24 protein-coding genes are annotated in these 25807 nt (G+C 68.0%); 13 read left to right on the forward strand and 11 right to left on the reverse strand.

The window, feature by feature from the left end; genetic code table 11:
• The first annotated feature begins 114 nt into the window (after positions 1–114).
• Entirely contained in the window at positions 115–999 is an 885-nt protein-coding gene (locus KY501_RS14170) for a sigma-70 family RNA polymerase sigma factor (protein ID WP_224363461.1), read from the forward strand.
• Positions 1000–1007: 8 nt separating this feature from the next.
• Here KY501_RS14170 and KY501_RS14175 read toward each other — a convergent pair whose 3' ends face one another.
• Entirely contained in the window at positions 1008–2246 is a 1239-nt protein-coding gene (locus KY501_RS14175) for a cytochrome P450 (protein ID WP_224363462.1), read from the reverse strand.
• Positions 2247–2351: 105 nt separating this feature from the next.
• Between KY501_RS14175 and KY501_RS14180 the strand changes: the two genes are divergently transcribed.
• Entirely contained in the window at positions 2352–3716 is a 1365-nt protein-coding gene (locus KY501_RS14180) for a sensor histidine kinase (protein ID WP_224363463.1), read from the forward strand.
• Positions 3717–3899: 183 nt separating this feature from the next.
• Positions 3900–5432 (forward strand): AgmX/PglI C-terminal domain-containing protein, encoded by a 1533-nt coding sequence (locus tag KY501_RS53910; protein ID WP_224363464.1) that lies wholly within the window; start codon positions 3900–3902, stop codon positions 5430–5432.
• Positions 5433–5448: 16 nt separating this feature from the next.
• Here KY501_RS53910 and KY501_RS14190 read toward each other — a convergent pair whose 3' ends face one another.
• From KY501_RS14190 to KY501_RS14225, 8 genes are all read right to left on the reverse strand, one after another.
• Positions 5449–6249, reverse strand: coding sequence for a hypothetical protein (locus KY501_RS14190; RefSeq protein WP_224363465.1), 801 nt, complete (start codon positions 6247–6249; stop codon positions 5449–5451).
• A 25-nt stretch (positions 6250–6274) separates the two neighbouring features.
• Positions 6275–7159 (reverse strand): hypothetical protein, encoded by an 885-nt coding sequence (locus KY501_RS14195; protein ID WP_224363466.1) that lies wholly within the window; start codon positions 7157–7159, stop codon positions 6275–6277.
• A 186-nt stretch (positions 7160–7345) separates the two neighbouring features.
• Positions 7346–8320, reverse strand: a complete 975-nt coding sequence (gene pdxA / locus KY501_RS14200) for a 4-hydroxythreonine-4-phosphate dehydrogenase PdxA (protein WP_224363467.1) — start codon at positions 8318–8320, stop codon at positions 7346–7348.
• 59 nt (positions 8321–8379) lie between these two features.
• Entirely contained in the window at positions 8380–8799 is a 420-nt protein-coding gene (locus KY501_RS14205) for a hypothetical protein (protein ID WP_224363468.1), read from the reverse strand.
• A 213-nt stretch (positions 8800–9012) separates the two neighbouring features.
• On the reverse strand, positions 9013–9981 hold the full coding sequence (locus KY501_RS14210; RefSeq protein WP_224363469.1) for a peptidylprolyl isomerase: 969 nt from the start codon (positions 9979–9981) through the stop codon (positions 9013–9015).
• A 50-nt stretch (positions 9982–10031) separates the two neighbouring features.
• Positions 10032–11024, reverse strand: coding sequence for a peptidylprolyl isomerase (locus tag KY501_RS14215; protein ID WP_224363470.1), 993 nt, complete (start codon positions 11022–11024; stop codon positions 10032–10034).
• Positions 11025–11098: 74 nt separating this feature from the next.
• Positions 11099–12121, reverse strand: coding sequence for a peptidylprolyl isomerase (locus KY501_RS14220; RefSeq protein ID WP_224363471.1), 1023 nt, complete (start codon positions 12119–12121; stop codon positions 11099–11101).
• 58 nt (positions 12122–12179) lie between these two features.
• Entirely contained in the window at positions 12180–13199 is a 1020-nt protein-coding gene (locus KY501_RS14225; RefSeq protein ID WP_224363880.1) for an alpha/beta fold hydrolase, read from the reverse strand.
• Between the two features lie 83 nt (positions 13200–13282).
• Between KY501_RS14225 and KY501_RS14230 the strand changes: the two genes are divergently transcribed.
• From KY501_RS14230 to KY501_RS53915, 3 genes are all read left to right on the forward strand, one after another.
• Entirely contained in the window at positions 13283–13666 is a 384-nt protein-coding gene (locus KY501_RS14230) for a CBS domain-containing protein (RefSeq protein WP_224363472.1), read from the forward strand.
• A gap of 63 nt (positions 13667–13729) precedes the next feature.
• The gene (locus KY501_RS14235; protein ID WP_224363882.1) at positions 13730–13987 is read left to right on the forward strand and encodes a GIY-YIG nuclease family protein; all 258 of its coding nucleotides are present in this window, start codon (positions 13730–13732) and stop codon (positions 13985–13987) included.
• 140 nt (positions 13988–14127) lie between these two features.
• A complete protein-coding gene (locus tag KY501_RS53915) occupies positions 14128–15471 on the forward strand; it encodes a sensor histidine kinase (protein WP_224363473.1) in 1344 nt (447 codons plus the stop codon).
• Positions 15472–15508: 37 nt separating this feature from the next.
• Here KY501_RS53915 and KY501_RS14245 read toward each other — a convergent pair whose 3' ends face one another.
• On the reverse strand, positions 15509–15817 hold the full coding sequence (locus KY501_RS14245) for a hypothetical protein (RefSeq protein ID WP_224363474.1): 309 nt from the start codon (positions 15815–15817) through the stop codon (positions 15509–15511).
• Between the two features lie 91 nt (positions 15818–15908).
• On the opposite strand from KY501_RS14245, the gene KY501_RS14250 reads away from it, so the two are divergent.
• Positions 15909–16187: a hypothetical protein gene (locus KY501_RS14250; protein ID WP_224363475.1), complete on the forward strand. Its 279-nt coding sequence runs from the start codon at positions 15909–15911 to the stop codon at positions 16185–16187.
• Positions 16188–16289: 102 nt separating this feature from the next.
• Positions 16290–16676: a hypothetical protein gene (locus KY501_RS14255; RefSeq protein ID WP_224363476.1), complete on the forward strand. Its 387-nt coding sequence runs from the start codon at positions 16290–16292 to the stop codon at positions 16674–16676.
• A 20-nt stretch (positions 16677–16696) separates the two neighbouring features.
• Here the strand turns inward: KY501_RS14255 and nudC are convergent, their stop codons facing one another.
• Positions 16697–17536 carry an NAD(+) diphosphatase gene (gene nudC, locus KY501_RS14260; protein WP_224363477.1) on the reverse strand — a complete coding sequence of 280 codons (840 nt, stop codon included), beginning with the start codon at positions 17534–17536 and terminating at the stop codon, positions 16697–16699.
• A 313-nt stretch (positions 17537–17849) separates the two neighbouring features.
• On the opposite strand from nudC, the gene KY501_RS14265 reads away from it, so the two are divergent.
• The 5 genes from KY501_RS14265 (at position 17850) to epsZ (ending at position 25761) form a co-directional block, all read left to right on the forward strand.
• Positions 17850–19316 (forward strand): ATP-binding protein, encoded by a 1467-nt coding sequence (locus KY501_RS14265; RefSeq protein WP_224363478.1) that lies wholly within the window; start codon positions 17850–17852, stop codon positions 19314–19316.
• On the forward strand, positions 19307–21133 hold the full coding sequence (locus KY501_RS14270; protein ID WP_224363479.1) for an ATP-binding response regulator: 1827 nt from the start codon (positions 19307–19309) through the stop codon (positions 21131–21133). Before KY501_RS14265 ends, KY501_RS14270 begins: the two co-directional genes overlap by 10 nt.
• Positions 21134–21146: 13 nt before the next feature.
• The gene (locus KY501_RS14275) at positions 21147–22775 is read left to right on the forward strand and encodes a response regulator (RefSeq protein WP_224363480.1); all 1629 of its coding nucleotides are present in this window, start codon (positions 21147–21149) and stop codon (positions 22773–22775) included.
• A gap of 40 nt (positions 22776–22815) precedes the next feature.
• The gene (locus KY501_RS14280; RefSeq protein WP_224363481.1) at positions 22816–23865 is read left to right on the forward strand and encodes a glycosyltransferase family 4 protein; all 1050 of its coding nucleotides are present in this window, start codon (positions 22816–22818) and stop codon (positions 23863–23865) included.
• 381 nt (positions 23866–24246) lie between these two features.
• Complete coding sequence (epsZ, locus tag KY501_RS14285) at positions 24247–25761, forward strand: exopolysaccharide biosynthesis polyisoprenyl-phosphate hexose-1-phosphate transferase EpsZ (RefSeq protein ID WP_224363482.1); 1515 nt, start codon at positions 24247–24249, stop codon at positions 25759–25761.
• Positions 25762–25807: the final 46 nt, after the last annotated feature.

The raw sequence follows: 25807 nt of genomic DNA on the forward strand, positions 1-25807 counted from the left end.
TAGACATTGCCAGCCGCCGTCAGGGTACACCAGGGATTGCGGGGGCTCAACGTTCTCGGGGCGTCGTGCTTCTCGGGTCCACCTCACGAGTCTTCCGGACGAGGTTGCAGGCACATGAAAGGTGACGGCGCTTCGGATCGTTCACTGCGAGAGCGGGCGGGCCTGAAGGGCGGTGAGGAGCTGGAGACCTTGCTGTCCCAGGCACTGGAGGCGGGCCGGGCGGCATGGCCGGGGATCTCGCTGGAGGCCGATGCATTCCTGCGTCACATCGCTCGGCACGTGCCCAACGGTGGCTCGCCCGAGGAACACCTCCGGGAACTCCGTGCGGCGGAGCTCTACCTGGCCTGTGCCTGCGCGGCGCAGGTGCCCGCGGCGCTCACCGCCTTCCAGGAGCGCTTCAGCATCGAGGTCGATCAAGCCCTGCGCAAGCGCAAGGACACTCCGCTGCAACCCGATGAGCTGCGGCAGGTGCTCTGGGAGAAGCTCTTCGTGGGCCGGCCCGGGGCGCAGCCGAAGATCGCGGATTACTCGGGGCGCGGGCCGTTGGGAGCGTGGGTGCGCGTGGCGGCGGTGAGAACCTCGCTCAACCTGCGCGAGCAGGGCGCGCGTGAGGTTCTCGTCGAGGTGGAGCGGCCGGTGTTCTCGAACATCCCGACGCCGGATCCCGAGCTGGCCTTCCTCAAGTCTCGCTACCGGGCCGAGTTCAAGGAGGCGCTGGAGACGGCGATGGCCGAGCTGCCGAGCGATCAGCGCAACGTGCTGCGGCTGCACTTCCTGGATGGGCTGAGCATCGATCGAATCGGCGCGGTGTACGGGGTGCACCGCGCCACGGCGGCGCGCTGGGTGCAGAAGGGCCGCGAGGCGCTGCTCGAGGGCACGTGCCGGCTGCTCTCCGAGCGCCTCCAGGTGACGCCACCGGAGCTGGAGAGCATCCTCGACATGGTGCGCAGCCAGCTGGACGTGAGCCTCGGAGGGCTCATGCGGGAGTCGAAGCCGTAGGCGGGGCTTCAGGACTGCCACGCCACCATGAGCCGCTGAGGCCCACGGTTGAGCAGGTTGGGCAGGTACACGGGAGGCTCGCCGGGCACCAGGCGCAGGGTTGGCAGGCGCCGGGTGAGCGTCTCCAGCGCGATGCGAGCCTGGAGCCTCGCCAGCGGAGCCCCCACGCAGAAGTGCGTCCCATGGCCGAAGCCGAGGTGCTTGGCCGCGCTCTCGCGGGCGATGTCGAAGCGGTCGGCGCGTTCGAAGACGTCCTCGTCCCGGTTGGCCGAGTTGAAGAGCAGCAGCAGGCGCGAGCCCTTGGGCACCGCGGTGCCGGACAGCGTCACGTCCTCCTGGACCGAGCGCATCATCGCCGAGGCCGGCGCGTCGTAGCGCAGCACCTCTTCGATGGCCTGGGGCACGCGGGAGGGATCCTCGCACAGGGCCCGCCAGGACTCGGGGTAGCTCAGCAGGTGGAACACCGCCAGACCCATCAGGTTCGTGGTGGTCTCCTGGGCCGCGAACACGAGCACGCTGGCCAGGTTCACCATCTCCCGGGTGTCCAGGGGCTTCTCGCCCTCGATGCGGGCCTCGATCAGCGTCGTGAGGATGTCGTCCGGACGCGGGTGGAGCCGGCGGTCCTCCACGAGGTTCCTCAGGTAACGCCAGTAGGAGGCGATGCGCTGGGCCCGCTCAAGCTGCTGCTCGTGTGTCTGGCCGCTGTTGAAGAGGAGCACGGGCTCCTCGCACCACTTCTTGATGCGATCCATGTCCTCCTTGGGAATCCCCAGCAGCTCGGTGGCCACCCGCATGGGCAGCGGATAGGTCAGCCGCGCGACGATGTCCGTGGGCCCCGTCTGGCGTTCGAGGACGTCGAGGTACTCATCAGCGATCTGCTGGATGCGGGGCGCCAGGGCCGCCATGCGAGGAGCGGAGAAAGCCTTTCCCACGAAACCGCGGACGCGCGTGTGGGCGGGGGGATCGTCTCCCAGCAGGGGATAGTCCTGGGTGAAGCCCGCCTCCTCCAGGACGCCGTTCACGTCGGCTGGGAGCTGCATGGGAGAGCGAAGGATGTCCTGGGAGCTGAAGCGCCGAGGGTCTCTCAGAATGGACAGGACGTCCTGGTACCGGGTGATGAGCCAGAGGTGGAACGCCGGGGCCAGGACCACGGGCGCCTCGCGCCGCAGCCGAGCCAGGAAGGGATGCGGATCATCCAACTGAGGCCGCTCGAGCGGCCGAAAGTCCAGCCCCAGGGTGTCTGCCATTTCGAGGAATCCTGCAAGGATGCAAGGTCATCCGTCAAACGGATGCTAGACTTGCCTCGTCGGGAGCATTGGGGGGTGACACAGGCCAACCTTTCATGAGGACCCATGAGTTCCCTCTCGACACCATCGCCCCCCGAGGCAGGTTCATCCCCGGGCGCGAAGAGCCAGACGCCGGAGCTACCCGACGCCGATCCAGAGCAGGTCCACCGTGGCATCCAGGCCATCGCGGGGTTGGGACCGCTCGCGGTCAACATCTCGATCTTTGTCTGGTTCTGGGGGCAGTGGACGAAAGTCCTCGCGGTGTTGGCGGTGGCGGTGGTGCTCACCGCGGCGAATGTGTGGCTCCTGGAGCGGCTGGCGAAGCGAGTCTCCCGCGAGGTGGTGGAAACGGTCCGGATGCTGCTGAACGTGGCGGGCTGCACGGTGAGTGGCCACTTCACGCGATGGTCCCCCTTGGTATGGGTCTTCATCGCCTACAACCTGCTTTGGTTCCACGGGTTGGATCGCTGGGTGCGCCCGCGCGTGGCGGTGTACCTGGTGTTGATCAACGCGTTGGCGCTGTGGGATGGCTCGGCGCCGGTCCTCGCGCTGGCGTTCAGCCTGCTGGGCTTCTTCGGGTATCTGCTCACGGAGCGGCGGGACTCGCTGTTGCGTGGGGCGCTGAAGAAGGTGCTGGAGCAGCGGGCCCGCCTGGAGAAGGCCCAAGAGGAGATGCGCCGCATGCACTCGCGGGCCATCGAGCAGGAGAAGCTCTCGAGCCTGGGGATGATGGCGGCGGGAGTGGCGCACGAGATCAACAACCCGATGAGCTTCGTGGCGAGCAACGCCCATCAACTGCTGAAGGATCTCCAGCAGGAGCCCACGCTGCCGGAGTCGCTGAAGGAGCATCGGGACGAGGTGTTGCCGGCGACGCTGGAGGGCATCAAGCGGGTGAACGCCATCGTGGCGGACCTGAGGCGCTTCGCGCGGGGAGATCCGGAGGCGTTCGTCGAATATGACTTGAACGCGGAGGTGCGGATGGCGCTGCGCATCGCGCACAGCCAATTGCGCCACTGCCAGGTGGAGAGCGAGCTGGGAGAGGTGGGGCCGGTGGTGGGCCGTTCTCGGCAGATAGGGCAGGTGCTGGTGAACCTGTTGGTGAATGCCGGGCAGGCCACCGCGGAGCGCGGGGTGGTTCGCATCTCCACGAAGCAGCAGGGGGAGTGGGTGCGCATCGAGATCCGCGATACGGGGACGGGGATGTCGCCGGAGACGCTGCGCAATCTCTTCCAGCCTTTCTTCACGACGAAACCGCCGGGCACGGGCATGGGGCTGGGGCTGGCGGTGGTGCACGGCATCGTCACCTCGCATGGGGGCCGCATCGCGGTGGAGAGCCAGGTGGGGAAGGGGACGTGCTTCCTGCTCTCGCTGCCGCGCATGCCGCCGGAGCAGCCGTATGCGGCGTCCGCAGTCGAGGTTCACCATTCCTGAGTGGGCGCGGGGTGTCCTGACAGGAGGGGAGTGTGCAGGGCACTCGACGATCCGGTGGGGGTGTACCGGATAGCGGAAGGAGTTCTTGCTCACCGCTGAACATGACGGTGGCGCACCCGCCCCGTGTTCTTACTTTCTCACGGCTTATCAGGGGTCGGGGCAAGTACGGGTCGGGGGTGGGGCGTGGTCGAGAATCAGACGGAGTTCGGCGCTGGGGTCTTCGGTCGCGGTACGGAGTGGAAGGCCCGGCCGGCTGGCAGCGTCCAGGAGGCTGTGCAAGAGGCGCTCGATACAGAGCTGGATGCCTATCTGGATCGCGAGCTGTTCGTGCAGCCCGGCCCGGAGGGAGAGCCGACGCCCGAGGAAGTGAAGTCCGGGGAGCGTCTGCGGAGCGTGCTCGCGTTGGCGGCCGAGGAGGAGCAGTGGCTGCGCACGATGCCTCCTCCGCGAGCGCCTGCCGAGGACCCGGAGGAGTTCGAAGAGGAGGAGTGTCCCGTTCCGGAGCATTTGAAGCCGGTCTTGGAGGAGGAGCCTGTTCCGCCGCCGTTGCCGGTGGCTGTGGAGGCCCCATGGATTCCACCTCCTGCACCGTTGCCTGGGTTGGCCGTGGTACCTCAGCTGGCGCAGCCGGGTTGGAATGTTCCTGGCTTTGTCGTTCCACCGGCACCGGATCGCACGCCGTGGATCGCGATCGGCGCTCTGATCGGAGTGAGCACCGCGAGTTTGCTCGTGGCGGGAGTGCTCTGGATGGAGCGGGACAGCCTGCCCGATCGGGAACAGGTGATGGCTGCGTACGTGCCTGCGGGCACCGTTACTGCGGTACAGCCCGCTCTCATGACGCCGGCTCCCGAGCCTGTCCTCACTGTGAAGGACTCGCCGCTCCCGCCGAAGCCGGAGCCGGTCGTCGAGGCTGTGAAGACCGTGGTGAACTCGGAGTCCGCTCCCACTCAGGGAGCTATTGCCCAGGCTGCGGCGAGCGCCGCGCCGGTGAGCTCACCGGCGCCTGGGGCCATTGCCCAGGCTGCGCAGGAGTCCTTGCGACCCGCAGAGGAGACGGGGACTCAGGTGGCATCGGCCGCAAGGGGCGGAGAGGTGCTGAAGACGAGCACCCAGGCGGAGACCGTCAAGCCGCGTGAGCCGGCCAAGGTCCGGCGAGCCGCAGCCGTGCAGGAGCGGCGCGACGTCGAGGATCCGACTCTGGAGGAGACGGAGGAAGAGACTCCGTCCATCCAGCCCGTCGTGGCGAGCGCGGCACCTGCCGAGAAGCCTGCTCCGGAGCCGGTAGCTTCGGCGGAGCCAGGGGAATACGAAGAGTTCGACAAGGACTTTGCTCGGGAGCTGGGTTTCACGAAGGACGCGGTTCGGAAGGTGCCGGAGTCGAAGGGAGTGAAGTCGGTGTGGATCCCGCCGGAGCCAGCCCAGAACCTCCGGGAGAGCCTCACGCCGGAGGACATCCAGAGAGTGGTGGTCACGAACCAGCCCGCGATCACCTCATGCATCCAGCGGAACAAGGAGGCCATCCCGGGCTTGAACGGGGGCCGGTTCATGATGCGGTGGTTCATCTACCCGAGCGGCTCGACGTACGGTGTCGCGATGGAGACGCAGTCCCTGCGCGGCACGGCACTGGCGACGTGCATCGAGGGACTGGTGAAGGACTGGAAGTTCCCACAGCACCGGGCCCAGATGGGGCCCATCCGCTTCCCGTTCGTCTTCTGAGGTCAGGGGCTGCTACCTACGACTTTCCGAGCTGCTCATCCCAGTCATAGAGCAGCTCAAGGAGATGAGCAGTGAAGGCTCCGGACACACGCTCGAAGGCCGCAGGCTCGAGCATGGAGAGACGGTGCCTCAAGAAGGCAGGGTCCGTCAGGCGCTCGCGGTGCTTCAGCCCTCGCGCATGCGCGAGAGCTCGCGGCATCTCCCGAAGGATGGCCTCTGTGCTGTCGTCCCGCGTCGCTTGTGCCATTCGCGTTGCGGACACCGCCAGGCGCTTCTCGATTGAAGCTTCGTCTAGCGGAGCCCAGGCCTCCATGGCCCAGTCGCAGGAGGCCATCATCAGCTCTTCGAGTGAGAGCTCGGCGTTCAAGGACTTGAAGCGGTAGCGCACGGAGTGCAGGGGCTCCCAGAAACGCAGCACTGCATGGAGGCGCGCTGCCATGCGCCCCGCACTCATCGGGGCTTCCTGGGAGACCGCGTAGTACAAAGCACCCCAAGCAGTTTCGCGACTGAACGTTTCGTAGAGATCGCTCACCTGTCGCGAGTTCTTCCAGTCCAGGGCTTCGCACAAAGCGTCGGTCACGCCTCCCAGCAGGTAGAGCCGCCATGCGGGATGCTCGCGTTGAAAGTCGGCGACTTCGTGGAGCACCAGCACTTCGGCGGGGACTGCCAGCACCTCACGGGCGGCGGGAAAGGAACCGTCCTTCTGGTATTGCTCGGCGCATCGACGCCCCTCGGTTCGCACCTTGCGCTGGACCGTGAGAAAGGGGCCATGAAGGAAGGACGGCAGTTGCAGCGAGGACGGCTGTCCGGTCTTCATGGGGCGTGTCCTATCAAACTCCGTGTCACATGCCCCTGGCTGCAGCGGGCACTTGTGCCGGAACTGGCGGAGCAGGTGGGGGTGCCCGAAACGGGACGACCTGACCGCCTCCCTCGGCAGGAGGCTGGGCCCCAGAGCCTGGGCTCAGCCGGCTCAGGATGGCTCCCGTGAGGACTACCTTGGTGCCCTCACCCAGGATGTCAATGACGACGCCCACCGCTCCGCTGAAGGTGGCGAGTTTCTCGCGCCGGTCGACCATGCCTTCCACGGCCTGTCCCACCCATCCACCGTACTGGCGCATCTCCGCTTCGGTGAGGGCGATCCACTGTCCCGTATCAGAGGCCTCTGCCACTGACTCGAATCGCTGTTGGCTGCGGGTCCATCGGTACTGGACCACGCCGGGCTCTGTGGTCTGCCACTCCAAGCGCCAGATGTATTGGCCTCGAGCGAAGCGGATGAGTGTCTCTCCGCTGAAGTCCGTGCCAGCGGAGAAGCTTCTGCCCACCTGGCAGGCCCGGTTCAGTGCGGCCAGATAGAGCCGCACCTTTTCGTGACCTTCCTGAAGACCTCGTTCGTTCCAGGGTTTGATCTCGAAGACGCTTCGTCGGGTGACGTCGGTGATGTGGGGGCGCAGCTCCCGCTCTTGAGGGAGGAGAAGCGAGATGTCCGCGAAGTCCGTGCGCCGGAGGATGCCGACAAGATTCCAGGTGTTGTAGAAGACCTGATTGCGCGGGTGGTTCACGCTGTACATGTAGGCGATGAGCCGGTGCGCGGCGTGTCCGAGAAAGAACTCCCACGGAGCCTGCGAGTTCGGATTCCGGCCAGGGACGTTGTAGCCCTGAGGCTGGCCTGTCGATTCCCCTCCCGTTGTGGAGCCGTCGCTGGAGGCCAGCAGGATTCGCGGCTGCACCGGAACAATCCGGAGCCTGGAAGGATGCCGCGCCGAACTGGCTGGCGAGAGCGTTGGGGCGCCGGGAGAAGCGGGCGCATCGTTGGGAAGGGTGGCGCAGCCACTGAACAGGCTCCCCAGGAGCAGCACCACCCACGGAAGGGCGGACCGGCGCTCTCGCAAGGTCGTGAGCTCAACCACGGGGGGTTACTGCCGGGCCTGAGCCATGAGCGCTGCCTTGAGCAGTGCCTCCACCATGGGCACGCGGCTGGCTTGGCCCGTGCCGGCCAGCGCATACGCGGTACCGTGATCCGGAGACGTTCTCGGCACCGGCAGCCCCAGCGTCACGTTCACCGTGCGCTCGAAGTCCAACGCCTTCGCCGGGATGAGCCCCTGGTCGTGGTACATCGCCAGCACCGCGTCGTATGGAATCTCATCCGGCTTCGCGAAGAGTCCATCCGCCGGCAGCGGCCCATACGCATCCACCCGAGCCGCTCGCGCCCGCTTGATGGCCGGAGAGATGATCTCCACCTCCTCGCGCCCCAGCAGCCCGCCTTCGCCCGCATGGGGATTGAGCCCCAGCACCGCGATCCGTGGCCGGCGCCCCAGCACCCGCTTTAGCTCCCGTGAAAGCAGCGCGAGCTGTTCGGTGAGCTTCTCCACCGTGATCAGCTTCGGCAGCTCCGATACGGGCACGTGGTTGGTGGCCAGCGCCACGCGCACCCGCGGCCCGTCCATCAACATCAGCACCTCCACGCCGAAGGCCTCCGCCAGCACCTCCGTGTGGCCCATGAACGGAATGCCCGCCCGGGAGATCTGCTCCTTCGACACTGGCGCCGTGCACAGCGCGTCCACCTGTCTCGCTCGCGCTGCCTCGATGGCCGCCTTCACATAGGCGTACTGCGCCTGCCCACCCGCGCGCGTCGGCTTGCCCGGCTGGCGATCCTTGTCCGCCAACTGGGTCACCTCGCACACCGTGGGGCCTACCGCCCGGCCCAGCGTCTCCGGAGTCACCCGCGCATATCGCTGGAACACCGGGAAGCGCGCCAGCGTGGGCCCGTCTCCGAACACCACCGGCACCAGCGCCTTTCGCACCCGAGGCAGCTCCAGCGCCGCTGCCGTCACCTCCGGGCCGATGCCTGATACGTCTCCCAGGGAGATACCCACGATGGGCCGCAGCATGTCCTCGCTCCCAATGGTTGTGGCCATGTTCCGAGGTGATGGCCTTTCTCAGCTCTATACTAACGTCTCCCGAGGATTCTCCACCGACCATCGATGAGATAGTCCGCCCCTGCGTCCAGAACGAGCGCCCCTGGCGCGCACTGCGACAGATCGGCGAAAAATGAGACGAAGAAGAGATCCTCGCGCACTTGTTTCACCGTGGCATGATACGTCTCTCGTTGCTCAAGACATCGGAGGACCGGATCCTTTTCCCTCTCTGGATTCGTTCCTGGTGGCAGGAAGTCATTCATGGCCACGTCAATAGCTTTCAGCATGGCGCCGGTGAGTTGAACGGCTCCTTCGTGCGAGTCCGGAAAGTCGACTTTGGAGACCTCCGCAGGGGATGCCCATACCGACTTGGGATATTTGTAATACCCGAAATACCCACACCCAGTCAGCATTGCTGAACAGTAGAGCATGAGCGGAAGCAAGAGCCTCATGGGTGCACCCGTGATCGCCGCATGTTTCGCCTTGCTCCATGAGGCCCATCGACCTCGAGGCGCTTGTCTGGCAACCGGTGTACACGAGCATTCGGGTTGGGACTCGCGCATCCCAGCGACCCGCCCAGCAGCCACAACACTCCAACCCAACACAGTGGGTTTCAAGGAGTCTGCAGGAGTTGTTCTACAGGCAAGGAGGAGACGCCCTGACGCTCAGAGCTTCACCTCGATGTTCGCCTTCTTCCGCAGTTCCTGCACGTACTGCTCGACGAACTTCTCCGTCTTGTCCTGCCGCAGCTGCGCCTCCAGCTTCGGGCGCATCTCCTCGTACGGCGTCACTCCCACCGCGCGCCGCTCCTCCACCTTCAGCACGTGCCAGCCGAAGTTCGTGCGGATCGGCTCACTCACCTCGCCCACCTTCAGCGAGAACGCCGCCTTCTCGAACGCCGGCACCATCACCCCGCGCCGGAAGAAACCCAGGTCGCCGCCATCCTCCTTGCTCGGGCCCTCGCTGCGCGCCTTCGCCAGCGCCGAGAAGTCCATCCCCGGCCGGCGCGCCTCCTGCGCGATCGCCTCCGCCTTCTTGCGAGCCTCCTCCACCTGCGCGGGCGTCGCCTTCGGATCCACCGACACCAAAATGTGGCGCGCGTGCACCTCCGCCTCCTCGCCCTCCAGCTTCGCGAACTGCGCGTAGGCCGCCTTCAGGTCCTCCTCGGAGATCTTCACCTTGGCCGCCACCTTCATCTGCATCAGCCGGCCCCGGGCGATCTGCTTGCCGAGGAACTCCTTGTAGCTCTTCATCGTGTAACCCTCGCGCGCGAGCAGCTGCTCGAACTGCGCCGGGTCCGAGATGTTGTTCTGTTTCTGCACGTCCGCCATCGCCTCTTCCACCTCGGCGGACGTGACGCTGATGCCCAGCTCGCGCACCTCCGCCTCCACCAGCTTCTCGGCGATGAGCGTGTCCAGCGCCTGCTTGAGGAGCTGGTTGCGCGCGTCGTTGCGCTTGCGAGGATCCCGCTCGGCCGCGACCCGCGCCAGCTCCGGCGCGGCCCGCTGCTGCACCTCGGACAGCGCGATGATGTCCCGATTCACCACCGCCGCCACCCGGTCCACCAACTCCGCGCGCGCCACGCCGCCCACCAGGAACGCAATCGCCGCGATGACACCCAGCCACGTCTTCATCTCATTCCCTCATGCCGGCCCCCGGCTCTCCCCGAGGCCTGGCGCGCGTTCTACTCCGCCACCGTCGGTTGCGGTACCGGCTTGCCACGGATGACCTGCAGCGCCGACTCGTTCACCCAGATTTTGGCCTTCTCCCGAAGTTCCTTCTCGAAGGCCTCCTGCGCCTCGGCCTGCTTGGCCTTCACCAGCCGCGCCTCCACGTGCGAGCGCACCTCGGTGAAGTCCCGCTTCCGCCCCGGCTTGAATTCGATGACCTTGAACAGGTGGTAGCCGTACTCCGTGGACACCACGTCCGACACCTGCCCCGGCCGCATGTTGAAGACCACCTCGTCGAATGCCGGAGGCATCTGCCCCCGCGGGAAGAAGCCCAGGTCCCCGCCCACCTTCGCGTCCGCGCTCAGCGAGTAGCGGCGCGCCAGGTCCGCGAACTTCTTGCCGGACTTCAGCTGTGCCTGCACCCGCTTGGCCTCGTCCAGCCCCTTCACCACCAACTGCGCGGCGTGCACCTGCTCGGGCTCCTGGAAGTCCGCCTCGTGCGCCGCGAAGTACGCGCGCAGCTCCTCCTCCGTCACCGCCACGCGCGAGTACACGTGCTGCGAGAAGAGCTTCTCGATGATGAGCCGCTGGGACTCGCGAGCGCGCAGCTCGGACAGAGACAGCTGCCCCTGCGCCAGCGCATCGCTGAAGCTGTCCGTGGGGTAGTCGCCCGTCAGCCGCAGCATCTGCCGGTCCACCTCCTCCGGCGTGACGGTGAGGTTCTGCAGCTTGGCCTCTTGCAGCAGCAGCATCCGCATCACCAGCGTGTCCACGAGGGCGCGCTTGGCGGGTTCTATTTCCTCGGGAGTGCGCTCCGGGGCCTCGGCGAAGGACAGCTCCCGGGACAGCTCCTGCTCGAACTCGGCGCGGCTGAGCACCTCGCCGTTCACCGTGGCCACCACGCTGTCATCCGTCTCCTGCTGAGGAGGCTTGTTGCAGCCCACCGCGCCCGCGGCGCCGAGCACCAGGGCGAGGAGGAGAGAAGAAGTCAGGGGAAAGGAGCGCATGCAGGCTCTCCTCTACGAGGGACACGAGAGAAGGGCAACCGTGCCGCCAGCCCTCTCGCCAGGGAAGGTTGTCTTCATGGCACCGCTCCCCCGGAGGCCATGGGAGCAGGCACCGTGCCGGGCATCGGCCCCGAGGGTGCGCGCATGGGCGCCTTCACATCCACACCCACCCGGCCGAGCGCCGCCTCATCCACGGAGAGCTGCTGGCGCCGGGCCACGTCCTCCAGGAAGTTCGCCCAGGCCTTCGTCTGCTTCGCGCTCCGCAGCCGTTCGGCGAGCTGCTCGCGCACATCCTCCAAGGAGAGGTCCACCGCAGGCATCCGCCCCTGGAGCTTGAGGAGGTGGAAGCCCTGCTCCGTCTGCACGGGGCCCACCAGGGCGCCGGACTCCGTCAGCCCGCGTGTCGCCTCAAGGACCTCGGGGCCGTACGTGCGGGCAAGGGCCTCGTCGGACAGGAAGCGCATGTCCCCGTCCAGCGGCTGGGTGCGAGGCTCCTCGCTCTGCTCGCGCGCCAGCTTCCGGAAGGTGTCGAAGTCCGTCAGCGGCACCGCGCGCAGTTGCTTCATCCACTCCTCCGCCTTCGAGCGGGCCGCGGCCACCTTCGCGGCCTCCCCTCGCGGCGCGGCCAGGAAGATGTGCGAGAGGCGCACCTGGGCCGGCCGGGAGAAGTCTCCCCGCTGGCGCGCATAGGCCTCGGCCACCTCGGCCTCCGTGACGGTGGCGGGGGCCTGCTCCAACTGCTGGCGCATCAACCGGTTCACCAGCGCGCGCTTGAAGCTGGCCAGCACCTCGGGGTCATCCTGCAGCCCCCGGGAGAGGGCCTCTCGCGCGAGCATCTCGAAGCGGGCCATGCTCTCCACATACTCACGCTTCGCCTCGGGTGTCTGGTAGCGCTCGCGCAGGGCGGGACTCATCTCCAGGAAGCGCTGCTCCAGGGCCTCGGCGGTGAGGCCGTCCCCCTGCCAGCGCACCACGGGGGTGCCGCCCTCCTGCCGCGTGGTGCGCACGTCCACCACGGCCCGGCCAGGGGCCGGAGCGCGCTCACACGCCGCGAGCATCAGCGAGAGCAGGAGCAGGGAACGAAAGGAGGCGGGCATGGAGACGGGCGCTCGGGGCTAGCACGGCGGGCGAGCCTGGACAACCCAGGCCTCGGGCTCAGACGCGGCTCGCGTGCGCGGAGAGGAACGTCTCCACCAGCGGGAAGATTTCGTCCGGTGCCCGGCGGCCCAGCACCAGGTCCGCATGGCCGTAGTCCTCGGCGAAGCCGTGCGCCCGGCCGGCGATCACCAGCTTCACCGGGCCCCCGAGGTGCTCCTTCGCGCGGGCCACCGCCAGCGGGGGGGCCAGCAAATCCCGGCTCCCACCCAGCAGCAGGAAGGGCCTGCGCACCTCGGCCAGCGGCACCCGGTAGTCGAAGCTCCCGTCGTACGAGGTGAAGGCGTGCGTGTCGATCCACCGCGCGAACTGCCGCACCACGCCGCCGGACAGGTCCGCGGGCACGTTGGCCAGGGCCCGGCGCACCACCTCCGAGTCCATGTTCTCTTCCAACATCATGTACCGCGTCAGTGGCCCCGGCGGCGCCCCGAAGAAGGCGATGTTGGTGATGCGCCGCGTGGGGATGCTCGCCAGCCGCAGCAGCGGCTCGATGCGGCGGATGAAGACGCGCAACCCCGGCTGCACCGCGAAGGTGAACGGGCTGCCCATGGTCACCGCCGCCCGCACCGGGGCCTGCGGATTGCGCGCCAGGTGCGCATACAGCATCAACCCGCCCTTGGAGTGCCCCACCCAGAGCACCTCCTTCGCCCCCGTGGACACCACCGTGCGGATGGCCGTGCGCACATCGTGCTCGGCCTGATCATCGAAGTTGAACTCCGCCGCCGGCCCGGCCAGGCCCCGGCCTCGCAGCTCCATTACCCACGTCTCGAAGCCCGAGCGCGCCAGGTACCGGGCCAGGCTGTAGCGCTCGTCGAAGTCCATGTGGAAGCGGTTGGCTCCCAAACCATGGCAGAGGATGACGGGCTCGGCGTACCGGCGCTCGCCGCGCGCGTGGTAGCGCCCCAGGGCGATGCCCGCTCCATCATCTGTAGGGACCCGATACAACTCGTCGGGCCGGAACGGCAGCGTCAGCAGCCCTTCGCCGCCGCGGCTCACCGCCCGGGAGAAGAGGTCCGCCATGCGGACCAGCCTCGGCGCCTGGATTCGCTTCACCCTCCAACCATATGCCCTGCTACGTCGGCCGCCGCGTTGAAAAGTGAGCAATGAAGGAGGTCGGCAGGCCGGTTGCAATACTCCCCCCCAGAGAAGGCCAGGGAGGCTCTGAGATGCAGCAGAAGGGAACGAACGAAGAAACGGCTGTACCGATGAATGTCACCGTATTGCCCACAGATACGCTTTTGTGTGCCCTGCGGATCATGGAGAAGCACCAGATTCGCCTTCTTCCTGTCGTGGAGACGACGGGAGAGCTGCTGGGGCTCATCAGTGAGACCCATATTCTCGAAGCTTGGGAAGAGGATCCGCTGCGGCTCGTGTCCGAGGTGATGGCTGAGTGTGGCCCGCCTGGGGAAGAAGGGGTGGAGGGCGAGGGAATGCGAGTTCCCCTCACTCCGGGCTGGGAGGGCGTGGAGCGGGCGTACAGCAGTTGAGCGCCGGGCCGTTGCGGTAGAGTCGCACGCGTGTCGGACGCCTCTCGCGGTTGGACCGTCTACATGCTGCGCTGCCGGGACGGGACGCTCTACACCGGCGCCACGAATGACCTGGAGCGTCGGTTGGCCACGCACGGGCGGGGGAAGGGCGCGGCGTACACCCGGGCCCGCCTGCCGGTGACGTTGGTGTGGAGCGAGCCTGCGGAGGACCGTGGCGCCGCGCTGCGCCGGGAGGCCGCCCTCAAGCGCCTGTCCCGAGGAGAGAAGCTCCTGCTGATCGCCCCCGCGCGAAGGGGCCGGCGTGCGGCCTCGCGGGCCTGAGCGCCGGAGCGGGAGCGGAAGGGCTCGGCTGCCTGCTTGGAGGGCATACAACTGTGATTTCAGGTACTTGACGCACCGTGGCTCTCCATGAGAATGGACTTTGCCAGTATTCCTGAAATCATCGGGAAGTGAGTTTTCTCGTGGATTCTGCCCCCCGGAGTGTCGGGGACCCCCCCGCTGTGCCGGAGCCTGCCGCGTCGGGCACGAGCCTCTCCGCACAGCAGCGGCAGCGCGCCGTGGTGGTCATGGCGGCCACGAACCTGCCTTTCTGGGGCATCGACGTGCTGGCCGCGCAGCCGCGTGTGCCGTGGGACACGTTGGCCATCCGGGTCGGCTGGACGGTGCTGACGCTGGTGAGCCTATTGGCGGTGCGGCTGCTTCTGCCCCTGCGCCGCCGCGGCGTGGTGGGCTGGGCGCTCACCGGGGTGCTGCTGCCCAACTTCTGCATGGCGCTCGTCATCTGGCGGCTGGGAGGGAGCCGGGGCCCGGTGTTCGCGTGGCTGTGCGCGATGCCGTTGATGAGCATCTCCCTGTCGCTGGGCGCGGTGTCCCGCTCGCTGGTGGGCGTGACGGCGCCGCTGGTGGCGGGGCTCACGGTGTTGCTGCTGGAGGGGCGCCCGGCGTCGCTCGTGGCGGTGTGGGGGCTGCTGATTGCCGCCTCGGGGCTGGTGGCGGTGCAGGCCTCGTACTTCTACGCGCGGCTGAAGAAGGACCGGATGGAGGCGGAGTCGCGCCGGCGGGTGACGCAGGAGGCGCTGGTGGCCGCGCAGACGCGGGCGCAGGAGGCGGACCGGCTGGCGCAGGTGGGGCGGTTGGTGGCGGGCGTGGCGCACGAGGTGAACAACCCGCTGGCCTTCATCCAGGCCAACCTGCGCTTCCTCCAGGAGGAGTTGCCGCGCGAGGGCCGCTCGCCGGAGGACTGCGCCGAGGTGCTGCGCGAAACGCAGGCCGGGGTGGCGCGCATCCAGCAGATCGTCCAGGACCTGACGGCGATGGCGCGGGGTGCGTCCGAGGCCGAGGGGCCACGGGAGGTGGGCAGCTGCCCGCTGCCGGGCGTCATCGAGGAGAGCATGCGGCTGGCCTCGGTGCGGCTGAAGAAGCTGGCGGTGGAGGTGGAGGTGCCCACGGAGGTGCCTCGGGTGCGGGCGGACGCGCGGCGGCTGGGGCAGGTGCTGCTCAACCTGCTGCTCAACGCGGCGGACGCGCTGGAGGAGGCGGGGGTGGCGGGCCCTCGGGTGGCTCTCAAGGTCCAGGCCCGGGAGCAGCGGGTGTGGCTGGTGCTGGAGGACAACGGTCCTGGCTTCGCACCGGAGCACCTGCCGCAGTTGTTCACCCCCTTCTTCACCACCAAGTCACAGGGCAAGGGGACGGGGCTGGGGCTGGCGCTCTCGCGGGAGTACGTGGAGGGGTTCGGCGGCTCGCTGCGCGCGGAGAACCGGCCCGAGGGTGGGGCTCGCTTCACCGTGGAGTTGCTGTCCGACTGAGCTCCGCGACTTGGGGACGAGAGGGGTGTGGGAGCCGTCAGGCCGCGGCGGAGGGAGTGGGGGCCGTGGGCGGAGGCGTGGCCCGCTGCTTGCGGGCGCGGGCGCGGACGAAGAGGATACCCAGCACGAGGAATGCCACCGCCCCGATGCCCGAGCCGATGAGCTGGGCGCGGAAGAGATCGCTCGAGATGGTGCGCACCACCTCTGGCAGGTTGCACACCGTCTCGGTGGCCAGCGAGGTGGAGTTGTACCAGGCCATGAAATAGGGGGCCGTGAACGAGGCCACCACATTGCCGATGAAGGCCCCCGCGAGCATGAAGGTGAGCAACGTCTTGAGCGTGGCCATGCGGGGGTCCCTCGGAAGGTTGGCGGGTGAGCATCATTTATATGCGCGAAGGGCCTGCGCAAAGCCCGGACCGTGCTATCTGTGGCCCATCGTGCCGCTCCTGCCGCTCGCTGCCCTCTTCGGGCTCGTCACTGTCGTCTGCGCCTTCTTCCTGTACCTCCACGCGTTCCGTCGCAGCGTGGGCACGGGGATGATGGTGCTGCTCATTCCCTGCTACATCCTCTTCTACGCGTTCAGCCAGTTCGAGCACCCGCGCAAGAACCTCATCCTCGCGGGGTTCTTCGGGTGCTCGGTGCTGGCGGCCGTGTTTCTGGGGCTCGGAGCGCACGGCCTGTCCCGGATGATGATGGGCATGCCGGCGGACTACTGAGCCCGGGTGGGGCCGGGGTGAAGGCCTGGCGCAGGGAGGTGCGGAATCGTCACGCCTGAGCTCGCTGGGGCGCGCTGCGCGAAGCATCCGGACGTCGCGGCGGTGGCACCGTGCTCGCGCTGCGGCACCTTCCTGTGCGGTGACTGCGTCGAGGTGATGGACGAGCAGGCCTGGTGTGCCGACTGCGTGGAGTGGGTGCGCAAGAACGGTGCTCCCTCGCGGGTGGTGAGGGCGATCTTCGTCCTGAGCGTCGTCGGCATTGTCGCCTTCCCCATCTGCCTGCTGGTGGTGCCGGTGGCGCAGGGGCTTGTGGGCGGAGTCGGGCTGATGGTGACTTCGCGAGAGCTGCGCCGCATCCGGCGCGGCGAGGGGCCGCTGCGAGGCCTACGTCAGGCGAAGGTGGCGCGAGTGCTGTGTGCGGTGAACCTGCTGCTCATGCTGCTGTGGTTCGCCGCCGTCCTCTATGGCCTCTATCGCCGGGGTACGTGAGGCGAGCGCGCGCCGCGAGTCTAGGGCGCGGGAGGCACCTCACCCGCCTTCACCTTGGCGATGAACGAGTCGATGAGGCGGCGCGCGATGCTCACGCGGGGCGGGATGCGCGGCAGGTTGTCCACGGTGAACCAGCGCGCCTCGGCGATCTCCTGTCCATCCACCTGCACCTCGCCGCCCGCGTACTCGGCGGTGAAGCCCACCATGAGCGAGCGCCCGAAGGGCCACGGCTGGCTGCCGAAGTAGCGCAGGTTTCGCAACTCCACGCCAACCTCCTCCTTCACCTCGCGCACCACCGTCTCCTCCAACGACTCGCCCGGCTCCACGAAGCCGGCCAACGTGCTGAAGAACGGCTCGGGGAACTGGGGCGAGCGCGCCAGCAACATCGTGTCACCGCGAGTGATGAGCACGATGACTGCCGGAGAGATGCGCGGGTAGTACGGCGTGCGGCACGCGGGGCAGCGGCGCGCGCGCTCGCCGGGGACCAGCTCCGTGGGTGTGGCGTCCCGGCCACAGAAGCGGTGCGTCACATCCCACTCGGCGATGGCCAGCGCCCGCCCAGCGGCCGACAGCAGCTCCTCGTCCACCTTCATGAACAGGCCGCGCGCGCCCATCAGCCGCATGCCCGCGGGCGGCTCCTGGCCTTTCGGGTACGCGGCTGCATAGCAATCCACGCCATCCAGGGTGCCGATGAAATGCGCGTCCTTCACGAGTTCCGGGAGCGACGCGCCCTTCGGGAAGAAAATGGCGCCCTCGCGTTCCTCCACGAGGAGCTCCAGCCCATGTGCGGCGAAGATGAAGGCCTCCTCACGGCTGCGAGAGGGAATCTCATGACCTGGGACGAAACGGGGAGTGCTCACGGTAGGCACCATACCGGGGAGCCTGGCGGCTTGCAGGCCTTGGGTTCGAACCTGATACATTGTCTTGTATCAGGCAGAGCCTCTCTGGCGGTTGCGGAGCGGTTCGCTGGGCGGTGGGCTGGTGCCCGTTGCCCGTCCCAGGGAAAGCTCCCCCGTCCGTGACGCCGCTCAATTCCTGCGCGCAAGGGTCCGCTCCGTTATCACCCTCACCAGCCGGGGTTGGGTCGGACGCCGGGAGGTTGCGACGGGGTGCGTACATGCAACGACGGGGGTCCATGCTGTGCGGGTCCCTGGTGTTGAAAGGGACCCGGCCGTGAGCTTCCTGCGCAGCCTCCAGGGGAGGATCCTGCTGCTCTTCTTCCTCCTCGACGGGGCCACGGTGGGGGCGGTGCTCCTCATCGTCTCGGGTTCCGCGAGTCAGGGGCCTGGGCGGAGCATCCTGCTGGGTGCGGGCATTGTCCTGGCGCTGCTGCTGGCGGTGGCGGCCGTCTGGGGCACGCGGCGGTTGCTGCGTCCGCTGGAACGCATCGAGGGCACGCTGCGGCGCATCGTCGATGAGGGAGACCTGGGCCAGCGCGTGCGCCTGGAGTCCTGGGACGGAGTGGGCTCCATCGCGCGGACGCTCGATCAGATGCTGGAGAAGCTGGAGCACCGCACGGCGGAGCTGGAGCGCTCGCGAGACGAACTCGCCCTGCAGGCCCACATCACCGCGGCCTCACCGGCGGCGATCGCCATGTGTGATTCGCAAGGCACGGCCCGCGTCTGGAACGCGACCGCCGAGCGGCTCTTCGGATGGAACCAGCAGGAGATCTCCGAGTGCCCCTTCCTGGAGCGGCTGGCTCCCGCGGGCCGGCAGATCATCCTCACCGAGTTGATGGCGAACGCCAGCGACACGGGGCCGTGCGAGCTCGAGGTCGGCCTCGTGAGCCGGACGCTGGGGCTGATCCCCGTGCAGTTATTGGTGATGCGGATCTTCGACTCGGCGGGCCAGCCCCTGGGTTATGTCTTCATCATGAGGGATCAGCGCGAGGTGAAGCGGCTGCGCGAGTCCCTCGTGCAGTCGGAGAAGATGGCGGCCATGGGCACGCTGGTCGCGGGGCTCTCGCACGAGCTGAACAACCCGCTGGGCATCATCCTCGGCTTCGCGCAGGGTTTGGCGCGGCGCGACACGCTGGATGAGAACTCGAAGGCGGCGGTGGCCGCTATCGAGCGGCAGGCCCAGCGCTGCGCCCAGCTCGTACGTTCGCTGCTGGACTTCTCGAGCAACAAGGTCACCTACCGCGAGCGCATCGCGGTGCCCGTGCTCTTGGAGAAGCTGCGCCAGCTCACCCAGGGCAAGGCCCAGCGCGAGAACATCCAGCTGGAGATCGACGTGCCCGCGCAAGGCCTGCCGGAGCTGGAGGTCAGCGTTCAGGAGATGGAGTCCGCGCTGCTGAACGTGCTGGCCAACGCCCTGGACGCCACGCCGAGCGGCGGTACCGTGAGCGTGAGCGCCCGGGTGGTGGCCGAGGATATCGGCGTCGAGGTGATCGTGGCCGACTCGGGATGCGGGATGTCCGAGGAAGTCCTGCAACGGGCTTTTGATCCCTTCTTCACGACCAAGCCAGTTGGACAGGGGACAGGGCTCGGGTTGTCCATTACAAGGAACGTGGTCGAGGCGCACGGTGGCGCCATCGACGTGAAGACGGCCCCGGGAGCCGGGACGACGGTCCGGCTCTGGATCCCCGCGACACGCGCGCCGGTCCAGGCGCACCGCACGGAGGCGAACATATGGAAATGAGCCCCATGGTCCATTCGCCCGAGGCTTCCGCGGAAGAGCCGGCCCGCCCCTGGGAGACGAGCGCCGGGGGGCTGCCCGCCTCGCGAGGCTCTTCGTCCTTGCCGCGCCGCAGCGTGCAGGAGCTGACGCCCGGGGGTGGCATCTCCGTGCTCGTCATCGACGATGAGCCGGACATGCGCGAGATGCTGGCCTTCTCGCTGCCGTCCAACGAGTTCGAGGTGGTGACGGCCGACGGAGGCCGCGCGGCGGTGGAGGTGCTGGGCACGCGCCGCTTCGACGTGGCCATCACCGACCTGAAGATGCCGGGCATGAACGGCGTGGAGACGGTGGCCGCGCTGCGCGAGTTGGATCCGGACATGGAGGTCATCGTCGCCACGGGCTACGCGAGCCTGGAGACGGCGCTGGCCTGCATGAAGCACGGCGCCTACGACTACATCCGCAAGCCGTATGACATTGCCGAGCTGCGTCACCTCATCCTCCGCGCGGTGGAGAAGCGGCGCCTGCGCTCCCTGGTGCCGCTCTATGAGGTGAGCTGCGCGCTGCTGTCGCTGCGGACGCGGAGCGAGGTGCTGGCGCACCTGGGTGAGCTGGCGCTGGATCTGGTGCCACACCAGGCCTTCCGGCTGCTGTTGCCGGAGCCGGGCACGGACGAGCTGAGCATCGTCGCCTCCACGGATGGGCTGGAGGTGCCCGCCGGGGCGCTGCGCGAGCTGGCGCGGCGCTCCATCCAGGGCCAGGAGCCCGTCTGCGGGGTGAACAGCTCTCGCGACTGGCCCTTCTCGCCGGTGGATCGGGTGGGCTCGGCGCTGGCGTACTCGCTGCAGGTGGGGGATGCGCCCGCGGGCAGCCTCATCCTGCTGCGAGGCGTGGGGCAGCCGGTGTTCTCGGTGTCGGAGCTCCAGCGCGGCAGCCTCTTCGCGGCGCAGCTGGCGCTGGCGCTGGAGACGGCGCGCCTCAACGGCGAACTCGAGGCCCGGGTGAAGGACCTGGAGGCCACGCGCGAGGAGCTGGTGAAGGCCGAGAAGCTGGCCACCGTCGGCAGGCTGGCGGCCGGGGTGACCCACGAGCTGAGCAACCCGCTGGCCTTCACCAAGGCCAGCCTCCAGGCGCTGACGTCGTACTCGCAGGACGTGAAGTCCCTGTGGACGACGGCTCGCGAGGTGGCCGAGGCGCTCTCGGGCCGGGAGGAGCCGGGCCTGGCGGAGCTGGCGAAGAAGCTGCTCACCGCCGCGGGCCAGGAGACCGAGTACTCCATCCGGGACGCGGAGGAGGCGGCGGGGGACGCCATGGAGGGCATGCGCCGCGTGGAGGCGCTGCTCACGGAGCTGCGAGCCCTGTCCGGAGGCGGCCCCATTGCTCCGACCGAGCGCATGGATCTGGTGCCGCTGCTGACCGCGTGGATGCGAGAGGATCTGCTGACCCGGCCGCTCCAGGTGGAGGCCACCGCTCCCGTCTTCGCCAAGGTGGGGCGCAATGATTTGGAGTCCAGCCTGGCCCGCATCCTCGCCTTCCTGTGCGAGGCCACGCCGAGCAAGTCCGGCGTGCGCCCTGGGCCGCTGATCATCCGGGCTGGCTATGAGAATGGCCGCCCTGTCGTGCAGATCGAGGATCCGCTGCTGGGGCTGAGCGAGGCGCGGCGCGCGGAGATCTTCGATCCGCACATCCAGGTGGACTCCCGGTCCGGGCAGACGATGCGGCTGAATTTCGGACTGGCGTTGGCCTGGAGGCTGCTGCGCCGCATGGGCGCGGACCTGAAAGTCTCACCCGGAGCCTCGGGAGGCAGTGCCTTCCGGCTCGTTCTCCCGGCGGCCGAGTAGGGACCAGCAGGCCATGGGTGGACAGATTCTCATCGTGGATGACGAGCGGGACATCCGCCGGCTCCTCAGCGACATGCTGTCGCTGGAGGGGCATGAGGTGACCGAGGCCTCGAATGGAGTGGAGGCGCTGGAGCGGCTGCGCAAGGCATCGTTCGACCTGGTGGTGACGGACGTGCGGATGCCCAACCTGGGCGGGGTGGAGCTGCTGCGCCGGGTGCGCGAGGCGTCTCCGTCCACCGAGGTCATCATCGCCACCGCCTACGCCGAGCTGGACACGGCCATCGAGTGTATGCGCGCGGGCGCGTTCGATCTGCTGCGCAAGCCCTTCAAGCTCCAGGAGCTGTTCTCCTGCGTCTCTCGCGCGCTGGAGAAGCGCCGCCTCAACGTCTCCACGGATCTGGTGCGGCTGAGCCAGGTGCTCTTCGAGCAGAACGCGCTCGAGCAGTTGCCGCGCGCCATCGTGGACAGCGTGCGCTCGTTCATGGTCGCGGATGCGGTGCTGCTGGCGCTGCCGGACACGGACGGCAAGCTCCAGGTGGCGCACGCTCACGGGCTGGCGAGCGAGGCGGAGACCGCGCTCTGCCTGGCGCTCGGCGAACAACTGTCACGGCTGCTCCCTCAGGATCAGACGCCCGCGGTGCTCGGGCCGCTGGGAGGAGACTGGCGCTTCAAGGACTTCCAGGAGCTGCCCTCGGAGTTGTCGTGCCTGCTGCTGCCCCTGTCCGCGGGAGAGCGGCTGCTCGGGGTGCTGGTGGTCCTTCGCCGCAGCGAGGCGCGGCCGCTGAGCCGGGGAGAGCTGGATCGAGCCTCGCTGCTGTCCGCGCACGCCGTGCTGGCGCTGGAGAACGGGCGCATGGCGGGACAGCTCTCCGCCTCCGAGCGGATGGCCTCCATGGGCCTGGTGGCGGCGGGGATCAGCCATGAGATCAACAACCCGGCCAGCTTCGTGCTGAGCAATCTCCAGTACGTCCACCAGGAGCTGGCGGCGCTGGGCCGGGTGCTGAACCCGACCTTCGACGGGCGAGCCGAACCGACCGGGCCCCTCTGGGGAGACCGCGAGCAGGAAGCCTTCGAGGCCATCCAGCAGGCGGTGAGCGAGGCGCACGAGGGCGCGCGTCGCATCTGCGAGATCGTCCGGGACATGCGGGCGCTGTCTCGGGTGGATGAAAAGGCCGCGGGGTGGTTCGAGCTGAACGAGGCCATCCGCTCGGCGCTGCGCATCACCCGGGCGGAGACGACGCCCGCGGCCACGGTGATTGTCGAGCTGGCCGAGGGGCTCGAGGTGAGGGGAAGCCCCAGCCGGGTGTCCCAGGTCTTCAGCAACCTGCTCATCAACGCGGCCCAGGCGTTGGCCGAGTGGAAGGGCGCGCGCAGGGAGATCCGCGTCTCGTCCTACCGGGCCGGAGATCGGGCGCTCATCGAGGTGGCGGACACAGGGCCGGGGATTGCTCCGGAGCACCTGTCGCGCGTCTTCCAGCCCTTCTTCACGACGAAGGGGATGACGACGGGCACCGGACTGGGGCTGTCCATCAGCCGGGACATCGTCCGCCGGCTGGGCGGCGACATCGAGGTGCAGAGCGAGCAGGGGGTGGGCACCGTCTTCACGGTCTCTCTGCCTGCGCGTCCCATCGAAGGGACGTGATAGATGGCGTCCTCGGGCCGCTGGAGGCCGGAGGGACGCGATGCCGCAAGACTCCGCATACATTGGTGTGGGCGAGCCGGTGAGCCGCGTCAACGACGCGCTGGAGAAGAAGGGTCCCCTGGGCGAGTTCGCGGCGATGAGCCGCGGGGTGTTCTCGCAAGTCCTCTCCATGGCGCAGCGAGGGATGAACCCGGCCTCGAACGCGGACTGCGCGAAGTTCGCTCTGGCCGCGTGGCGGGAGACGCGCGAGCGGCAGAACCTCTTCCTGGCCGAGGAGTTCCCGGCCATCCAGTTCCTCGCCTGGGACAGGCTCTTGAGCCGCCGCCGCCGCCACATCGTCCTGCTGGTGCACAACGTCTCCAGCAAGAAGCGGTGGCTGGCGCTGGCGAAGCTGGGGCTCGGTCGGCGGGTGGATCATTTCCTGTGCCTGTCGCCGCACAGCCAGCGCGTGCTCGTGGAGGAGTATGGACTGCCGCGCGAGCGCGTGTCCGTCATCTACTCGCGGGTGGACACGGCGTACTTCCAGCCGCAGCCCGGCCAGCCCACGAAGCGGCAGGTGTGCGCGGCGGGCGCGGTGAATCGGGACTACGACACGCTCATCTCAGCGGCCACGGGACTGGACGCGGACGTGAAGATCGCCGCGGACACGGTGTGGCGCTACTCGGTGGCGGGCAAGGACGGAGCTCAGTCACGCACGCTGCCGTCGAACGTGGAGATGCGCTCGTGGGGCAACTACGCGAACCTGCGCCAGCTCTACGCCGAGTCTCGCGTGGTGGTGGTGCCGCTGGCCCGGCCCATCATCAGCGGCATCACCGTGGCGCTCGAGGGCATGGCCATGGGCAAGCCCGTCATCCTCACGCGCAACCCGTACGTGGAGGGCTTCATCGAGGAGGGCGTTACCGGCTTTCACGTCGAGCCCTCCAACCCGGCTCAACTGCGCGAGCGGATCCACTGGTTGCTGGAGCACCCTCAGGAGGCCGAGGCAATGGGCCGCAAGGGGAGGGAGAAAGCTGAGCGGGACTTCTCCGTGGAGCGCTACGTGGAGCGCATCCTCGCGCCCTTCGGTTCACCGGCCACTATCAGCCCGTGAGAAGACGAGACGGCACGGTGTCGACACGTCGCGCAACCCGCTCCCCGGAAACCCCGAAAGCTCACTCCCGGGAAAACCTGTTGGGGAACCGAGCAGACAACTCCAGAGGTTGTCTTCTGCGCAAGTGATGTTTTTTGATCACTGGTCTCGTACTCGCCTGTAATCGCCTGGGAAGAGGGGCGATTTCTACCGCGAGCGAAAAGGGCTGGACCTGATGGGTGGGGCGGCTCGCACAATTTCCAGCTTGCTTGCGTGCACTTTTCGAGGGCCCATACAATCTTCGCTGGTCCAGAGCGTGGTGGTGCCGTGATTTCTCGCCCACTTCCGCAGTTGGGCGGTGTCACCCCCGGGGGATGTTTCCTGGGTCGTCGGGAGCTTGGCATGCAATCCGCATCGGTCCACAAGGAAGTCTCCGAGAATGCGCCGGCCGGTGAGGCCGTGAAGCCGGCGTCGGCTCCGGAGGCGCCGCGTTTGATCGCGCCCGCCACGGCGGCGGTGCAGAAGGCCACGCGCGGCCGCCTGGCTCCGGGGTTCGCGGCGAAGTTGAACCTGCTGGTGGATCTGCTGTTGGTCGTCGTGGCGTTGATGGGCTCCACGGTGCTGATGGGGCACGCGCTGCAGTTGGGCAACTTGGATCTGTGGCTGCTGCTGGGCGTGGCGGGCCTGGTGTGGCTGCTGCTGGGCACGGCGCTGTGCCTGTACGATCCGCGCTTCTCGGACCGGGCGCCGCTGGATGACCTGGCGCTGGTGTCCATCACCGTGGTGTCCGTCACGGGGCTGCTGTACCTGGTGCGCCTGCTGATTGCGGGCGGCATGCCCGTGGTGGCGCTGAGCTTCTTCCCGCTGCTGTTGTGGCTGAGCGTGGTGGGGCTGAGGCAGTTCGTGTTCCGGCGGCTGGCGGTGCGCGAGGAGCCCATCGACGAGGCACTCATCCTCGGCATCGGCGCGATGGGCCGGCTGACGGGCGAGCACCTGGCGGAGCACGGCCGCCGCCGCGTCACGGGCTACCTGGCCTTCAGCAACGAGCAGACCAACGCCAACTCGCCCAAGCCGCTGCTGGGCAAGGTGGGCGAGCTGGAGGATGTGCTCTGCCGCGTGCCGGTGGACGTGGTCTACATCTCGGGCAACGTGCAGAAGCACGGCCAGGAGATGCAGGCGGCCATCAAGCTGTGTGAGCGCTTCGGCATTCCGTTCGCGCTGCCGGCCCACCCGTTCCGCATGGACCGGGCGCGCCCCGAGCACAACCACGCGGTGGCCGACGGCTACCTGCACTTCGTGACGTACGCGCCGAGGCCTCACCAGATGGCCATCAAGCGCCTGTTCGACATCATCTCGTCGACGGCGGGCCTGGTGGTGCTCTCGCCTCTGCTCATCTCGGTGGCCGTCATCATCAAGCTCACCTCGCGCGGTCCCATCTTCTTCCAGCAGAAGCGGGTGGGCCTGCACGGCAAGCCGTTCAACATGCTCAAGTTCCGCTCCATGGTGGTCAACGCCGAGGAGCTGCGCCTCAAGCTGGAGGCCCAGAACGAGCAGTCCGGCCCGGTGTTCAAGATCAAGAACGACCCGCGCATCACCGGGATTGGCCGCTTCATCCGCAAGTATTCCATCGACGAGCTGCCGCAGTTGCTCAACGTGCTACGTGGCGAGATGAGCGTGGTGGGCCCGCGCCCGCCGCTGCCCGCCGAGGTCGAGAAATACGCGGCGTGGCAGCGCCGCCGACTCTCGGTGCGTCCGGGCCTCACGTGCATCTGGCAGGTCTCCGGCCGCAACCAGATCTCGTTCGAGGAGTGGATGTACCTGGACATGCAGTACATCGACAACTGGACCCTGCTGACGGACCTGGGGCTCATTCTCAAGACGGTCCCGGTCGTGATTACTGGTAACGGAGCCAGTTGATCAGCCCCCGGGGCCGCCCTCCTGGGTAGGGAGGGTGCCAGCCCGG

Origin of the sequence: Hyalangium versicolor, assembly GCF_020103695.1 — a bacterium.
Lineage (GTDB): Bacteria > Myxococcota > Myxococcia > Myxococcales > Myxococcaceae > Hyalangium > Hyalangium versicolor.

What these genes read in the sequence shown, in the direction of transcription:
- KY501_RS14170 (WP_224363461.1), top strand. Translation starts at nt 115, where the DNA reads ATGAAAGGTGACGGCGCTTCGGATCGTTCACTGCGAGAGCGGGCGGGC.
- KY501_RS14175 (WP_224363462.1), bottom strand. Translation starts at nt 2,246, where the DNA reads ATGGCAGACACCCTGGGGCTGGACTTTCGGCCGCTCGAGCGGCCTCAG.
- KY501_RS14180 (WP_224363463.1), top strand. Translation starts at nt 2,352, where the DNA reads ATGAGTTCCCTCTCGACACCATCGCCCCCCGAGGCAGGTTCATCCCCG.
- KY501_RS14190 (WP_224363465.1), bottom strand. Translation starts at nt 6,249, where the DNA reads ATGAAGACCGGACAGCCGTCCTCGCTGCAACTGCCGTCCTTCCTTCAT.
- pdxA (WP_224363467.1), bottom strand. Translation starts at nt 8,320, where the DNA reads ATGCTGCGGCCCATCGTGGGTATCTCCCTGGGAGACGTATCAGGCATC.
- KY501_RS14205 (WP_224363468.1), bottom strand. Translation starts at nt 8,799, where the DNA reads ATGAGGCTCTTGCTTCCGCTCATGCTCTACTGTTCAGCAATGCTGACT.
- KY501_RS14210 (WP_224363469.1), bottom strand. Translation starts at nt 9,981, where the DNA reads ATGAAGACGTGGCTGGGTGTCATCGCGGCGATTGCGTTCCTGGTGGGC.
- KY501_RS14215 (WP_224363470.1), bottom strand. Translation starts at nt 11,024, where the DNA reads ATGCGCTCCTTTCCCCTGACTTCTTCTCTCCTCCTCGCCCTGGTGCTC.
- KY501_RS14220 (WP_224363471.1), bottom strand. Translation starts at nt 12,121, where the DNA reads ATGCCCGCCTCCTTTCGTTCCCTGCTCCTGCTCTCGCTGATGCTCGCG.
- KY501_RS14225 (WP_224363880.1), bottom strand. Translation starts at nt 13,199, where the DNA reads ATGGCGGACCTCTTCTCCCGGGCGGTGAGCCGCGGCGGCGAAGGGCTG.
- KY501_RS14230 (WP_224363472.1), top strand. Translation starts at nt 13,283, where the DNA reads ATGAAGGAGGTCGGCAGGCCGGTTGCAATACTCCCCCCCAGAGAAGGC.
- KY501_RS14235 (WP_224363882.1), top strand. Translation starts at nt 13,730, where the DNA reads ATGCTGCGCTGCCGGGACGGGACGCTCTACACCGGCGCCACGAATGAC.
- KY501_RS14245 (WP_224363474.1), bottom strand. Translation starts at nt 15,817, where the DNA reads ATGGCCACGCTCAAGACGTTGCTCACCTTCATGCTCGCGGGGGCCTTC.
- KY501_RS14270 (WP_224363479.1), top strand. Translation starts at nt 19,307, where the DNA reads ATGGAAATGAGCCCCATGGTCCATTCGCCCGAGGCTTCCGCGGAAGAG.
- KY501_RS14275 (WP_224363480.1), top strand. Translation starts at nt 21,147, where the DNA reads ATGGGTGGACAGATTCTCATCGTGGATGACGAGCGGGACATCCGCCGG.
- KY501_RS14280 (WP_224363481.1), top strand. Translation starts at nt 22,816, where the DNA reads ATGCCGCAAGACTCCGCATACATTGGTGTGGGCGAGCCGGTGAGCCGC.
- epsZ (WP_224363482.1), top strand. Translation starts at nt 24,247, where the DNA reads ATGCAATCCGCATCGGTCCACAAGGAAGTCTCCGAGAATGCGCCGGCC.